Below are 13,746 nucleotides of genomic sequence, written 5' to 3' on the forward strand. Positions count from 1 at the left end.
CCATGCCCGGCGTCGCTGGAGGTCAGCGAGACGGATCGGGCGCCACGCGAGCACCGGTCATCACACCAGCGACTCCTTCCAGGCACTGTGCAGCTGGGCGAACTTGCCCGTTCCGCCGATCAGCGCCGCGGGAGCGTCGTCCTCGATGATGCGGCCGTGCTCCATGACCAGCACGCGGTCGGCGATCGCCACCGTCGACAGGCGGTGGGCGATGATGATCGCCGTGCGGTCGGCGAGCAGCGTCTGCAGGGCATCCTGGATCTGACGCTCCGAGGGCATGTCGAGCGACGCCGTCGCCTCGTCGAGGATCAGCACCGCCGGATTCGCGAGGAACGCGCGCGCGAACGAGATCAGCTGGCGCTGACCCGCCGACACGCGGCCGCCGCGCTTGTTCACGTCGGTGTCGTAGCCGTCGGGGAGGTCCTGGATGAAGGCATCCGCCCCCACCGCGCGCGCCGCCGCCTGGATCTCGTCGAGCGTCGCGTCGGGCTTGCCCAGCGCGATGTTGTCGGCGACGGTCCCGCTGAACAGGTACGCCTCCTGCGTGACCATGACGATCGCGCGGCGGAGATCCTTCGGGTGCAGCGACCGCAGGTCGACGCCGTCGAGCGTAACCGAGCCCTTCGTCGGGTCGTAGAACCGCGACACGAGCTTGGCGAGCGTCGACTTGCCGGCACCCGTCGTGCCGACCAGCGCGATCGTCTGCCCCGCGGGGATGTCGAGCGAGAAGTCCGGCAGGATCACCTTGCCGTTGCCGTACCCGAACTCGACCTCGTCGAAGTTCAGGTGCCCCTTCGCCTCCCACAGGTCGACCGGCTGCTGCGGGTCGGGAACCGTGGGCTCCTCCTCCAGCACGCCCGACACCTTCTCGAGCGCGGCGGTGGCCGACTGGTACGAGTTCAGGAACATCGCGACCTCCTCCAGCGGACTGAAGAAGTTGCGCACGTACAGCACCGCCGACAGCAGCGTTCCGATGAGGAGCGTTCCGTCGACCACCCGGAAGGCGCCCCACAGCAGCACGACCGACATCGTGATGTTGGCGAGGAGGATCAGGCCCGGGTCGAAGATGCCGTACAGCTTCACGAGCTTCAGGTTGACGCGGCGGTAGTCGGCCGACACCTCTCCGAACTCGACGTCGTTGCGCTTCTCTTTGCGGAACGCCTTCACCGCGCGGATGCCCGTCATCGTCTCGACGAACTGCACGATCAGGCGCGCGCTCACGACGCGCGACTCGCGGAAGCCCTTCTGCGACTGGATGTAGAACCAGCGCATCAGCAGCGACAGCGGGATGCCCATGATCAGGATCACGATGCCGCTCTGCGGATCGATGATGAACAGCGTCACCAGCGTGAACAGACCGAACAGGGCACCCTGCACGAGCTGGTTGAGACCGCCGTCGAGCAGCTCGCGGATCGACTCCAGGTCGCTCGTCTGGCGCGAGATGATGCGGCCCGACGTGTACGTCTCGTGGAACTCGAGGCTGAGGCGCTGCGTGTGACGGAAGATCCGCAGCCGCAGGTCCATCAGCACAGCCTGGGTGAGCTTCGCCGACAGCACGACGAACCAGCCGATGAGGGCCGCACCCGAGACGCCCGACACGATGTACACGGCGGTGACGCCGAAGGCCGGCATCCAATCGGACTTCTCGATCGCGATCGGCAGCGCGATGTTGATGCCGTACCCGATGAGGGCGGGGCCGAGGACCCGCAGGCCCGTCGAGGCGATGATCACCACGGCGGTGAGCAGCACGAGCGGGCGCCTGGGCTTCAGCAGCGACCCGAGCAGGCGCAGCGAACGCTGGCGGATCGCACGGCTCTCGGCCTTGGTGTAGTCGTTGCGGTCTTCGCCCTGGGTTCCGGTGACAGTGCTCACAGGTTCACCTCCACTTCTTCGGTCGTGACGCGTTCTCGCGCATCGGTCCTCGTCTCGGCATCGGCGGCGGCGCGCTCGGCGGCGCGCTCCTGCTCCTGCTCGGCGGCGGCCTGCTCTGCGGCCTGCTCGGCCTCCTCCTCCGCGGCGGCCGCCTCGAGGCTCGAGATGACGTGCCGGTAGTGCTCGCTGTCGCGCAGCAGGTCGGAGTGCGTGCCGACCGCCGTGATGCGGCCGGCCTCGAGCACCGCGACGCGGTCGGCGAGCGCCACCGTCGAGGGGCGGTGCGCGACGATCAGCGCTGTCGTGGTCGCGAGAACACGGCGCAGCGCGGCCTCGACGAGCGCCTCGGTGTCGACGTCGAGCGCCGACAGCGGGTCGTCCAGGACGAGCACTGCCGGCTTCGCCGCCACCGCACGGGCGAGGGCCAGACGCTGACGCTGACCGCCCGAGAGCGACAGCCCCTCTTCGCCGACCGTGGTGTCGACGCCGTCGGGCAGCTCGTACGCGAAGTGCGCCTGCGCGATCTGCAGCGCCTCGTCGAGCACGGCCTGCGCCTCGGGGCTCTTCGGGTCCAGGTCGTCGCGGCCGAGCAGCACGTTGTCGCGCACCGATGCCGAGAACAGCGTCGCATCTTCGAAGGCCATCGAGATGTGGGTGCGCAGCTCTTCGAGCGCCAGGTCGCGCACGTCGACGCCGTCGAGCTCGACGGTTCCGCCGGTGACGTCGTACAGGCGGCCGGGCAGAGTGGTGAGCGTCGTCTTGCCCGAGCCGGTCAGACCCACGAGCGCCATCGTCTCGCCCGGCTGCAGCACCAGGTCGACGCCGTCGAGCAGATCGCGCTCGGACTCGGCGGCATCCTGGTAGCGGAAGTGCACGCCGCGGAACGCGAGCTCGCCGGCGGGCTTGGCGATCGTCTTCGGCGCCGCCGGGTCGACGATCGTGTTCTCTTCGTCGAGCACCTCGAACACGCGGTCGGTCGCGGTGCGGGCGTCGACGAGGAACGAGAACAGGAAGCCGAGCGACTCGAGGGGCCAGCGCATGGCCGTCGCCATCGCGAAGAACGCGAACAGCTCGCCGACGGTGAGCTGGTTCTGGCTCGTGAGCCAGATGCCCAGCAGCAGGCACAGCGCGAAGGCGATCATCGGGATCACCTCGAGCCAGAACCACAGCACGCCGACCTCGCGCGCCTTGCGCAGCTCGGTGCCGCGCAGTGTCTCGACCTGGCGCTGGAACTTCTGCAGCGCGTGCTTGCCGCGCCCGAAGGCCTTGAGCACGCGGATGCCGTGCACGCTCTCTTCGACCGAGGTCGCCAGGTCGCCGGCCTGGTCCTGGCTCTGCCGAGCGAGCACGCCGTAGTTGCGCTCGAAGCGGTAGCCGAAGAACCACAGCGGGATCGACACGACGAGGAACGTCACGCCGAGCGACCAGTGCCAGCGGAACAGCAGGACCGACCCGACGAGGATCGTCAGCACGTTGACGATCAGCAGGATGAGGCCGAAGACCAGCCACCGCCGGATGAGGTTGATGTCCTGCATCATGCGGCTGAGCAGCTGCCCCGACTGCCACTTGTCGTGGAAGGCGACGGGCAGCCGCTGCAGGCGGCGGTAGAACTGCTGGCGGATCTCGTACTCGACGGCGGTGCCGGGGGTCAGCACGAAGGCGCGGCGCAGGAAGATGAACAGCGCCTCGAGCGTGCCGAGCACGAGCACGCCGACGGACGCCCACACGATGAGCGTGAGGTCGCCCGACTGGATCGGGCCGTCGACGACGGCCTGCAGCACGAGCGGGATGATGAGGGTCATCACCGCGGCGCCGAGCGCGGCGAAGAACCCGCCGATCATCCGCGGCAGTGCGGGTCTGACGAACGGGTAGAGGCGGGCGAGCGCCCGCGGGGTGGAGAGTCTTTCAGCGGAAGACGGGGTCATGATCCTTGTGGGTGGTGGCGGTGCGGAGGTGCGGACGGATGCCGCGGGATGGGCGCGCCGAGAACACGTCGGTGGGGGCGCTGAAGCGTCGTCCTGGATGGCCAGAACGCGAGGACGGACGACCGTATGCCGCGGGCTGCGGCCGATCTGCGGAGGTCGGCTCGGGGAGTTACCCGGCGTAGTCGACGCGCGTCGTCCCGGCGATGGCAGGGAGGAAGACAATCGGCTTCGTGGTGACGACGGCCTGAGACATGGCTTCCTCCTGGGATCGTGGGATAAGGGCTGGGTGCCGCCGAAACGACACACCAGCCCTCCAGGGTATACCTGAGAAAAGGCTGAACGCAACAAGCGCTTTCCGCACCCCCGGAAAGCCGTTGCGGCCTCTCCCCCGCTGTCACACGAGCGCGGGAACCCCCGCCTCGCGGTCCAGCAGCCGCTGCTTGACCGGCAGTCCCCACGCGAATCCGCCGAGCGAGCCGTCGGTGCGCAGGACGCGGTGGCACGGCACGAACAGCGCGGGCGCGTTGCGCGCGCAGATGGATGCCGCGGCCCGGACCGCGCTCGGCGACCCGAGCAGCACGGCGAATTCGGAGTACGTCAGCGGGCGTCCGGGTGCGATGGTGCGCAGCGCCTGCCATCCGGCCAGCTGCATGGCGGTGCCGTGCTGCGCGACGGTCACGTCGTCGATGGCGGCAAGATCGCCGGCGTAGTACGCCGAGACGGCGGCCGCGGCATCCGTCTCTCCCTCGCGCACGTCCGTCGGACGCGTCGCCGGAGCCAGGCGCGCCAGGATCGCGTCGCGCTCCGCCGTCCAGCCCGACGCGAGCACGTGTCCGCGCTCGTCGGCGAGCAGGGTGAAGGCCCCGTCGGGGGTGTCGATGGTCTGGATGGTCGCGGTGCTCATGAGAGTCCTCCGTCTGCCGTGGGGGAAGAAGTGGATGCTTGGTCTCGTGCCTCGCTCGGCACGGATGCCGCGGTCCGGCGCGCCGGCGCGGGCTTCGGCGGGACCGCGCGCCACAGGTGCGCGGTGAGGTAGCTGCGCCACGGCGCGGTGCGAGCGGCCCATTCGGTCAGCGGACGCGGTTCGGACGGGAGTCCGGCGGCCGCCGCCCCGGAGCGGACGGCGACGTCGCCGGGAAGGAACACGTCGGGGTCGGCGAGCACGCGCATGCGCACGTAGTCGGCCGTCCAGGGCCCGATGCCCGGCATGGCGAGGAGCGCCGCGCGCTGCTCGACGGCGTCGTCGCCCGTCGTGAGCGTGAGCGTGCCGTCCGCGAGCGCGGCGGCCGCTCCCGTGATCGCCCGGATGCGTGCCGCCGGTCCGCGCAGCACCTCGTGACCGCGCTCGGCGATCGCCGCCATCGTGGGGAACAGCCGCGGCACCGGTGCGCCGGGCGGCATCATGTCCGCGAACGCCGGCGCCTCTTCGCCGAGCGCCGCGGTCAGTGCCGTCAGGGCGGTGCGCGCCGCGACGACGGTGATCTGCTGCCCCACCATCGCCCGGATGAGCATCTCGTGCGGATCGGCGGCACCCGGCACCCGGAGGCCCGGGAGCGCTGTGACGAGCGGCGCCAGCTCGGGGTGCTGCGCGAGCGACTCGTCCACGGCGACGGGGTCGGCGTCGAGGTCGAACAGCCGCCGCGCGCGCGTCACGAGCGTCGACAGGTCGGCGAGGCTCGTCAGCGCCGCACGCAGGCGCACGCGCCCGGTCTCGTCGAGGCGCAGCTCGAACCACACCGGCCCGTGAGGCAGACGCAGCGTGCGGGCGAACGACGACGCTGTGGCGACCTCCGTGCCGCTGACGGCACGCGCCGCCATCCACGCGAAGAGTCCGTCGGCGTCGAAAGGCCCGCGGTACGGCAGTGCGAGGTCGATCGTCACGCCGGGAGCCGGCGGGTCCAGGTGGCGCGATGCCGGGCGACGGGCGCGCAGCTCGGTCGGCGGCATCCCGAACACCTCGCGGATCGTGTCGTTGAACTGCCGTACGCTCGCGAACCCCGACGAGAAGGCGACGTCGGCGGCCGACAGGTCGGTGCCGACGAGCAGCATGCGTGCGGTCTGGGCGCGGTGCGCGCGGCTGAGCGCGAGCGGGCCCGCGCCGAGCTCGGCGGTGAGCAGACGCGTGAGGTGGCGCGGCGAGTACCCGAGGCGGCTCGCAAGCCCCGGCACTCCCTCGCGTTCGACGACGCCGTCGGCGATGAGACGCATCGCGCGGCCGGCGGTGTCGCCGCGGAGGTTCCACTGCGGCGATCCGGGGGCGGCTTCGGGAAGGCACCGCTTGCACGCGCGGTACCCCGCCTCGTGAGCGGCGGCACTGGTCGGGTAGAACGTGACGTTCGACGGCTTCGGGGTGCGCGCGGGGCAGCTCGGCCGGCAGTAGATCCCCGTGGAGCGCACCGCCGTGACGAACTGCCCGTCGAACCGGGCGTCGCGCGAGTCGATCGCGCGATACCTCTGGTCGAAAGACATGGATGCGTCTCTCGCCGCGTCGGACATGGTCAGGCTCATGCCCCTAGCCTGACACGCTCCGCCGACATCGGCTCGCGGAAATCGGACACGACGGTGGATGCCGGCGGCACTGGCCGCCAGGACGGTCGGAGCACCACCCCGCAGCGGCCGCGCGGCCCGGCCCGCCGGTGAGACCGGAGCGGCCGGACGAGACAGCGGGTGAACCCCACGGTCTCGTCCCCGCGCTCCGGTCTCACCGAGACAGGAGTGCCCACTGGCCCGCGTCGTCGCACGCAGGGCAGCGCCCCGTCGCACTCCGGTCCCGCCGAGACCGGTGAGGGCGGACGAGACCGTGGGTGAAGGCCGCTGTCTCGTCCGCCGGGTGCCGTCTCACGCCAGGGGCATGACGCGGGGCGGAGGGGGCGCGGGCGACGCGGCTCAGTGGAAGAAGTGGCGCTCGCCGGTGAAGAACATCGTCACGCCGGCGGCCTTCGCCGCGGCGATGACCTCGTCGTCGCGTACCGAGCCGCCGGGCTGGATGATCGCGGTGACACCGGCGTCGATCAGCACCTGCGGGCCGTCGGCGAACGGGAAGAACGCGTCGGATGCCGCGACCGACCCTGCGGCGCGGTCGCCGGCGCGCTCGACGGCGAGGCGGCACGAGTCGACGCGGTTGACCTGGCCCATGCCGATGCCGACCGTCGCCGAGCCCTTGGCCAGCACGATGGCGTTCGACTTGACGGCGCGGCACGACTTCCACGCGAAGATGAGGTTCGTCATCTCGTCGTCGGCCGGGCGCTCGCCCGATACGAGCTGCCAGTCCTTCGCGACCGACTCGATGTCGTCGGGGAAGCGGTCGGCGTCCTGCAGCAGCAGCCCGCCCGACACGAGGCGCACGTCCATGCGCTCCTGCTGCCAGTCCTCGGGCAGCTGCAGCAGACGCAGGTTCTTCTTCGCCTTGAAGACCTCCAGCGCCGCCGGCTCGAACGACGGCGCGACGATGACCTCGGTGAAGATGTCCTTCAGGTTCTCGGCCATCTTGAGGGTCACGGTGCCGTTGGCGGCGATCACGCCGCCGTACGCCGAGACCGGGTCGCACTCGTGGGCGCGCAGGTGCGCGCTCGCGATGGGGTCGAGGGCGTTGGGCGCGGTCACCGCGATGCCGCACGGGTTCGCGTGCTTGATGATCGCGACAGCCGGCTTGACCATGTCGAACGCGGCGCGCAGCGCGGCGTCGGCGTCGACGTAGTTGTTGTACGACATCTCCTTGCCCTGCAGCTGCGTGGCCTGGGCGATGCCGTGGCCGCCGTTGCGGGTGTAGATGGCGGCGCGCTGGTGCGCGTTCTCGCCGTAGCGCAGCGTGGCCAGGCGCTCGGCCTTGATGGTGAGGTGCGCGGGCAGGTCCTCTTCGAGGAGCGTGCCCTCCGAGAACCACGTGGCGACGGCGCGGTCGTACTCGGCGGTGTGCGCGAACGCGCGTGCCGCCAGCTCGCGGCGCTGCACCAGCGTGGTGCCGCCCGCTCGGACCGCCTCGATGACGGCCGGGTACGACGACGGCGAGGTGACGATGGCGACGTTCGCGAAGTTCTTCGCGGACGCCCGCACCATGGCGGGGCCGCCGATGTCGATCTGCTCGACGACGTCGTCGCCCTGCGCGCCGGAGGCCACGGTCTCGACGAACGGGTACAGGTTCACCACGACGAGCTCGAACGGCGCGATGTCGAGCGCGGCCAGCTGCCGCTCGTGGTCTTCGAGGCGCAGGTCGGCGAGGAGGCCCGCGTGCACGCCCGGGTGGAGCGTCTTGACGCGCCCGTCGAGGGACTCGGGAAAGCCGGTGACGCTCGACACGTCGGTGACGTCGTAGCCCGCCTCGCGCAGCAGCGACGCCGACCCGCCCGTCGACACGATCTCGACGCCCGCGGCGGCGAGGGCCGCGCCGAGCTCGAGCAGGTCGGTCTTGTCGCTCACCGACACGAGCGCGCGGCGGACCGGGACGACATCTCGGGGGCGATACAGGGCGGGGTCGTGGCTCGGTCCGGCCATGGCGGTTCTCCTCGAGGGGGTGGGGGTCAGAGCGGGGCGTTCGCGGACACCGCCGCGAGATCGAGGTCGCCCGTCGCGACGCGGCGCACCACGTCGATGAGCAGGCGGCGTTCGACGGGCTTGATGCGCTCGTGCAGGGCGTGCTCGTCGTCGCCGGGGAGCACGGGCACGCGCTCCTGGGCGAGGATCGGCCCCGAGTCGACCCCGTTGTCGACGATGATGACGCTGGCGCCGCTCTGCGCGACCCCGGCCGCGAGCGCGTCGCGCACGCCGTGGGCGCCGGGGAACTCGGGCAGGTACGCCGGGTGGGTGTTGATGATGCGCGGCGACCAGGCGTCGACGAGGTCGGCGGGCAGCAGGCGCATGAGCCCGCTGAGCACGACGAGATCGGGCTGCCACACGTTCAGCTGCTCGGCGAGCTCTGCACCCCACTCCTCGCGGGTCGCGAACTGCGCGAACGGGACCATGAAGGTCGGGATGCCGTAGTCCTCGGCGTGCTGGAAGCCCTCGGCCTCTCGATCGGCGCCGACGACGACGATGCGGGCGGGGAACTCGGGGTCGGCCGCCGCGTCGAGCAGAGCGCGCAGATTCGACCCTGTGCCCGAGATGAGGACGGCGACCGTGAGCACGCGCCTAGTCTAGCCGGGGCAGGTCGATGGGCTCGGTCACCGCCTCGGGCTCCGGCGCCGCCCGCGGTGCTCTGCCGGACGAGCCCGTCGGATCCGGACGCGCCGACGATGTGCGCAGCCCGCTCCAGGCGGCCGTGATCGCCGCGAGGTCGGCCGTGTCGTCCAGATCGGGGATGCGCGGGCCGTCGGCGGCGGACGCCGGCTCGTCGACAGGCGTCTCGTCGGAGGACGCCGGGGAGGTGGATGCCGCGTGCCGGTCGTCTTCGTCGCGCCGGCCGCCGCGCGCCTCACGGCGCCCGACGGGCGCGAGCAGCAGGATGGCGGCGCCGATCAGCACCTCGATGCCGACGGCGAGCGCGACAGGTCCGGGCTGGGGGCCGAACTCGGCGAGGCGGCCGGGGCCGAGCGACCCCGATGCGAGGAACGACAGCAGGCCGGCCGCGGCGGCGCTGAGGACCGCGATGCCGAGCGCGATGATGAAGCGCGCCCCGGCGGTCGACTCGTCGCGCGGCTCGTCGTCGGGGACCGGGTCGGGGTCGATGACGGGCGCCGATGCGAGCAGCCCCGACAACGCGGCGGTCCTGCCGGCATCGAACCGCGACGACGCGGGCTCATCGCGGGCAGCGGTGGGCGGCATCCTCTCCACTCCCCCCACCAGGCGCGACCGCACGATCCAGCCGGCCAGCGCACCGAGCGCGACGGGCACGAGGGCCAGCAGCAGGAGCCAGGTGGTCGTGCTGTCGGGCACCACACCGAGCACCGGGATGCCCGGGAGGACGCCGACCTGGGTGGCGGCGGGCGAGACGGCGGTGTCCGTGCCGACGGCGAAGCCCGGACCCGCGACGAACGACATCCCCCACACCACGAGCGTCGGCAGGTACGCGAGCTGCGCCATGGTGATGACCGCCGAGCCCGCGGGATCGACGGCGGCGGCCTGGAACAGTGCGACGATCTGCCCGGCTCGCGTGAAGAGCGCCACTGCGAGGACGAGCGCGCCCGCCCCCACGAGCCCGCTCACGACGACGGCGGTGCCGCGCGCGACGAGGGCGGGTGCGCGACCCCAGCCGTGGGGGCGTGCCTCGACGGCGTCGCGCACGCGGGCCACGGCCCCCGAGCCGGCCTCGCGCCACTCCGTGACGACGGCGGCCACGAGCGCGGGGATCGCGAACACCAGGACGGGGAAGAGGATCGCCTGCCACCGGGCCACCGCCGCCACATCGTTGGCGCCGGTCAGCGCGGCCAGAGCCGTCAGCGCCGCGAAGACCGTCGTCGATGTGACGACGCCGGTGATCCACGCGTCGGCGTGCGAGGCGCGGGCACCCGATCGCGCGGCGAAGACGGCGGTGAACGTGGCGAACGCGAGGGGTGCGAGCGAGAGGACGAAGGATGCCGCGTCCGCGTCGATCCCCGTCGCGGCGAGGTACTCCGGCGGAAGCGCGATGTGCAGCGGCACGAGGTTTCCGAGCTGCCACACCGACACGCCCGCCGGCCACAGCACGCCCCAGTCCGCTCCCCCGCCGAACCCGAACACCCACAGCAGCGTCAGCGGCGCGAGGGTCGCGGCAAGGCCGACGGTCGCGGCGATGGCGGCGTCGACGGCGGAGAGGAGGGCGACGATGAGGCGGTGCATGCGCAGTCGACCCTAACTCGCCGGGCGGCGAGCCCGGGGTCGCCCGCGCGGAGGGGTGCGGCATCCATTCAGGCAATACCCAGGTTCGACGGCGAGCGACTAACGTTTCAGGTCGGAGGTCCCCACATATGAGCACAGACTCGCCCGCTCCCGAGAGCGCCACCGCAACCGATCCCACCCCCACGCCCGAGGCCGCGACGCCGGAGCCGAAGAACGGCTTCGACCGCTTCTTCGAGATCACCAAGCGCGGCTCGACCATCGGCACCGAGGTGCGCGGCGGTGTCGTCACGTTCATCACGATGGCCTACATCGTGGTGCTCAACCCGATCATCCTGTCGGCCGGCACCGACGTCGCCGGCGACAACCTCGCGTTCCCCGCCGTCGCCGCCGTCACGGCGCTGACCGCCGGCGTGATGACGATCCTGTTCGGACTCGTCGCACGTCTGCCGTTCGCGTTCGCGGCGGGCCTGGGCATCAACTCGTTCCTCGCGTTCAGCGTCGTCGGGCAGGTGACGTGGCCCGAGGCGATGGGCATGGTGGTCATCAACGGTGTCATCATCGTGCTGCTGGCGGCGACCGGCCTGCGACGCCTGATCTTCGACGCCGTCCCGTACGAGCTGAAGATCGCGATCACGGTCGGCATCGGCCTCTTCATCGCGTTCATCGGATTCGTGGATGCCGGCTTCGTGACCGCGACCGGCCAGAACTCCCCGCCCGTCGGCCTCGGCATCGCCGGCTCGATCGCCACGATCCCCACCCTCGTCTTCGTCGTCACCCTGCTGCTCACCGGCATCCTCGTCACCCGCAAGGTCAAGGGCGCGCTGCTCATCGGCCTGGTCTCGGGCACGGTCCTCGCCGTCATCATCGAGGCGATCTGGCACCTCGGCTCGTCCGTCGACAACCCCGGCGGGTGGGGCCTGTCGGTTCCGGCCCTGGACGGCAGCCTGTTCGCCCTCCCCGACCTGAGCCTCGTCGGCGACGTGAGCTTCGACTTCAGCAAGGTCGGCTTCCTGACCGTCGTCATGCTCGTCTTCACGCTCGTGTTCACGAACTTCTTCGACGCCATGGGCACCATGACCGGCCTCTCGAAGGAGGCGGGCCTCGCCGACGCGAAGGGCAACTTCCCGCGCCTGAAGAGCGCGCTCGTCGTCGAGGGCGTCGGCGCGATCGCCGGTGGCCTGACCTCCGGCTCGTCGAACACCGTCTTCATCGAGTCGGGCTCCGGCATCGGCGAGGGCGCACGCACCGGGTTCGCCAACGTGATCACCGGTGTGCTGTTCCTGCTCGCGATGTTCCTGACGCCGCTCGCCCAGATCGTCCCGAGCGAGGTCGCCGCCGCCGCGCTGGTGATCGTGGGCGCGATGATGATGGCGCAGATCCGCGACCTCGACCTGCGCGACTTCTCGATCCTGCTGCCGGTGTTCCTCACGGTGGTCGTCATGCCGCTCACCTACTCGATCGCGAACGGCATCGGCGCGGGCTTCGTGGCCTGGGTCGTCATCCGGTCGCTGTCGGGCAAGGCCCGCGGCATCAGCCCGCTCCTGTGGGTCGTCGCCGCCGGCTTCGCGATCTACTTCGCACGCGGACCGATCGAGCAGCTCCTGGCCGGCTGACCGGACCGAGGACGAGTGGATGCCGGCGGCCTCGGCCGCCGGCATCCACTTCGTTTCTCGGGGTCAGCGCAGCGGGGTCCAGCCCAGCGGCAGCGGACCGTCGGGATCGGCGCGCTCGGCGTCGGCCTCGGCCGACCAGCCCTGTGCGGCACCCTCGCCGTCGAAACCGCCGCGCGCGATGCGGAGGCCGACGTCGTCGTGGTGCGAGCGCGGCGGGCCGCCTCGGCGGGTCGAGGCGCGGACACTCCACGCGTCGTCGGCGAAGCCCCCGCCGCGGAACACGCGATAGTCCGCGTAGCGCGCGGGGTCGAGCAGGTCCCAGCACCACTCCCACACGTTGCCGAGCGTGTCGAAGAGCCCGTGGAGGTTGGGCAGGCGTCCGCCGACCTCCGCGGGGGCGATGAGGCCGTCCGCGCTGGTCCACGCGATCTCGGCGAGCGGGCCGTAGTGCGGACCGGTCGAACCGGCGCGGCACGCGTGCTCCCACTCCGCCTCGGTCGGCAGCCGGTAGCCGTCGGCGTCGACGTGCCACGTGACGTCCTCGCCGTCGAACGTGTAGGCCGGGTCGAGCCCCTCCCACTCCGACGCCGCGTTGCAGAAGCGGATGGCGCGCTGCCAGCTGACGTCGACGGCGGGCCGGCGCGGGTGCCGTGCGGATTCGCCGAGCAGCTCGGCCAGCTGCTCCTGCGTCACGGCGAACACGCCAATCTCGTACGACTCGAGCACCACGTCCCAGCGGACCTTGCGGCGTGCGTCGTGCAGCGTCACGGTGCCGCCCGGGATGCGGGCGAGCTGGAGGTCGGTCACGCCTCGCGCGGCTCGAGCACGAAGACGGCGATCAGCCGCTCGGTCTTCGTCTGGTAGTTCGCGTAGTCGGGCCACACCGCGGTGGCGCGCTCCCACCACTCGGCGCGCTCGTCGCCCGACAGCTCGCGGGCGTCGTAGTCCTTCTTGACGTCGCCGTCCTGCAGCTCGACATGGGGGTGACGGCGCATGTTCTCGGCCCACTTCGGCTCGTCGGGCGCGCCGCCCTTCGACGCCACGACGGCGTAGCGGCCGTCATGCTCGACGCGCATCAGCGCGGTCTTGCGCAGTGCGCCGGACTTCGCGCCCACGGTCGTCAGCACGATGATGGGCACACCGCGCAGCGTGTTGGCCTTGGCGCCGCCCGACTCCTCGAACTTCTCGGCCTGGATGCGGGCCCACTCGGCGGTCGACGGCTTGTACTCTCCGGTCAGCGGCATGCCCCCAGCGTAAAGCCGGGCGCGGGGCTCGGGGCGGTCCCCTATCGTCGAGCTATGCCGAACATGAGAGTCGAACTCCTGCCGGGGCGCACCGTCGATCAGCGCCGCCGCTTCGCCGAACTCGTCACCGACGCCGCCGTCGAGGCGCTGGGCGCACGTCGGCAGGACGTCCGCATCATGTTCGAAGAGGTCGCCGCCGACTTCGTCGCGAACGGCGGTGTCCTCGCGAGCGAGGACGCCGACCGCGCCGGTCAGGTGTCCCGATTCGGCGGCCCGGCCGCCGCGGACTGATCCGGCGGCTCTGGGCGGTCGCGACCGCCGCGAAGGGTCGCGCGGCAGGTC

General features: G+C 71.6%; 11 protein-coding genes. 2 read left to right on the plus strand and 9 right to left on the minus strand.

What is annotated here, in order from left to right; translation table 11 throughout:
* Positions 1-60: 60 nt before the first annotated feature.
* The 7 genes from JNB62_RS15650 to JNB62_RS15680 form a co-directional block, all read right to left on the minus strand.
* On the minus strand, positions 61-1,872 hold the full coding sequence (locus JNB62_RS15650) for an ABC transporter ATP-binding protein (RefSeq protein ID WP_220301832.1): 1,812 nt from the start codon (positions 1,870-1,872) through the stop codon (positions 61-63).
* The gene (locus JNB62_RS15655; RefSeq protein WP_220301833.1) at positions 1,869-3,797 is read right to left on the minus strand and encodes an ABC transporter ATP-binding protein; all 1,929 of its coding nucleotides are present in this window, start codon (positions 3,795-3,797) and stop codon (positions 1,869-1,871) included. Before JNB62_RS15655 ends, JNB62_RS15650 begins: the two co-directional genes overlap by 4 nt.
* A 394-nt stretch (positions 3,798-4,191) precedes the next feature.
* Entirely contained in the window at positions 4,192-4,701 is a 510-nt protein-coding gene (locus tag JNB62_RS15660; RefSeq protein WP_220301834.1) for a methylated-DNA--[protein]-cysteine S-methyltransferase, read from the minus strand.
* Complete coding sequence (locus tag JNB62_RS15665) at positions 4,698-6,266, minus strand: DNA-3-methyladenine glycosylase 2 family protein (RefSeq protein ID WP_223231199.1); 1,569 nt, start codon at positions 6,264-6,266, stop codon at positions 4,698-4,700. The genes JNB62_RS15660 and JNB62_RS15665 overlap by 4 nt, the downstream gene beginning before the upstream one ends.
* A gap of 417 nt (positions 6,267-6,683) precedes the next feature.
* Entirely contained in the window at positions 6,684-8,288 is a 1,605-nt protein-coding gene (gene purH, locus JNB62_RS15670; protein ID WP_220301836.1) for a bifunctional phosphoribosylaminoimidazolecarboxamide formyltransferase/IMP cyclohydrolase, read from the minus strand.
* A gap of 26 nt (positions 8,289-8,314) precedes the next feature.
* A complete protein-coding gene (gene purN / locus JNB62_RS15675) occupies positions 8,315-8,917 on the minus strand; it encodes a phosphoribosylglycinamide formyltransferase (protein ID WP_220301837.1) in 603 nt (200 codons plus the stop codon).
* A 4-nt stretch (positions 8,918-8,921) separates the two neighbouring features.
* Positions 8,922-10,547 carry a cell division protein PerM gene (locus JNB62_RS15680; protein WP_220301838.1) on the minus strand — a complete coding sequence of 542 codons (1,626 nt, stop codon included), beginning with the start codon at positions 10,545-10,547 and terminating at the stop codon, positions 8,922-8,924.
* Positions 10,548-10,675: 128 nt separating this feature from the next.
* Here JNB62_RS15680 and JNB62_RS15685 point away from each other — a divergent pair, with 128 nt between their 5' ends.
* The gene (locus JNB62_RS15685; RefSeq protein ID WP_220301839.1) at positions 10,676-12,160 is read left to right on the plus strand and encodes an NCS2 family permease; all 1,485 of its coding nucleotides are present in this window, start codon (positions 10,676-10,678) and stop codon (positions 12,158-12,160) included.
* Between the two features lie 63 nt (positions 12,161-12,223).
* Here JNB62_RS15685 and JNB62_RS15690 read toward each other — a convergent pair whose 3' ends face one another.
* Together JNB62_RS15690 and JNB62_RS15695 are read right to left on the minus strand one after the other, a co-directional pair.
* Positions 12,224-12,967, minus strand: a complete 744-nt coding sequence (locus JNB62_RS15690; RefSeq protein ID WP_220301840.1) for a formylglycine-generating enzyme family protein — start codon at positions 12,965-12,967, stop codon at positions 12,224-12,226.
* Positions 12,964-13,404: a nitroreductase family deazaflavin-dependent oxidoreductase gene (locus JNB62_RS15695; RefSeq protein WP_220301841.1), complete on the minus strand. Its 441-nt coding sequence runs from the start codon at positions 13,402-13,404 to the stop codon at positions 12,964-12,966. Before JNB62_RS15695 ends, JNB62_RS15690 begins: the two co-directional genes overlap by 4 nt.
* A 54-nt stretch (positions 13,405-13,458) precedes the next feature.
* On the opposite strand from JNB62_RS15695, the gene JNB62_RS15700 reads away from it, so the two are divergent.
* On the plus strand, positions 13,459-13,695 hold the full coding sequence (locus JNB62_RS15700; protein ID WP_220301842.1) for a tautomerase family protein: 237 nt from the start codon (positions 13,459-13,461) through the stop codon (positions 13,693-13,695).
* Positions 13,696-13,746: the final 51 nt, after the last annotated feature.

The organism is Microbacterium jejuense (genome assembly GCF_019511665.1).
Taxonomy (GTDB): domain Bacteria; phylum Actinomycetota; class Actinomycetes; order Actinomycetales; family Microbacteriaceae; genus Microbacterium; species Microbacterium jejuense_A.

What these genes read in the sequence shown, in the direction of transcription:
- JNB62_RS15655 (WP_220301833.1), bottom strand. Translation starts at nt 3,797, where the DNA reads ATGACCCCGTCTTCCGCTGAAAGACTCTCCACCCCGCGGGCGCTCGCC.
- JNB62_RS15660 (WP_220301834.1), bottom strand. Translation starts at nt 4,701, where the DNA reads ATGAGCACCGCGACCATCCAGACCATCGACACCCCCGACGGGGCCTTC.
- JNB62_RS15665 (WP_223231199.1), bottom strand. Translation starts at nt 6,266, where the DNA reads ATGTCTTTCGACCAGAGGTATCGCGCGATCGACTCGCGCGACGCCCGG.
- purH (WP_220301836.1), bottom strand. Translation starts at nt 8,288, where the DNA reads ATGGCCGGACCGAGCCACGACCCCGCCCTGTATCGCCCCCGAGATGTC.
- JNB62_RS15680 (WP_220301838.1), bottom strand. Translation starts at nt 10,547, where the DNA reads ATGCACCGCCTCATCGTCGCCCTCCTCTCCGCCGTCGACGCCGCCATC.
- JNB62_RS15685 (WP_220301839.1), top strand. Translation starts at nt 10,676, where the DNA reads ATGAGCACAGACTCGCCCGCTCCCGAGAGCGCCACCGCAACCGATCCC.
- JNB62_RS15695 (WP_220301841.1), bottom strand. Translation starts at nt 13,404, where the DNA reads ATGCCGCTGACCGGAGAGTACAAGCCGTCGACCGCCGAGTGGGCCCGC.
- JNB62_RS15700 (WP_220301842.1), top strand. Translation starts at nt 13,459, where the DNA reads ATGCCGAACATGAGAGTCGAACTCCTGCCGGGGCGCACCGTCGATCAG.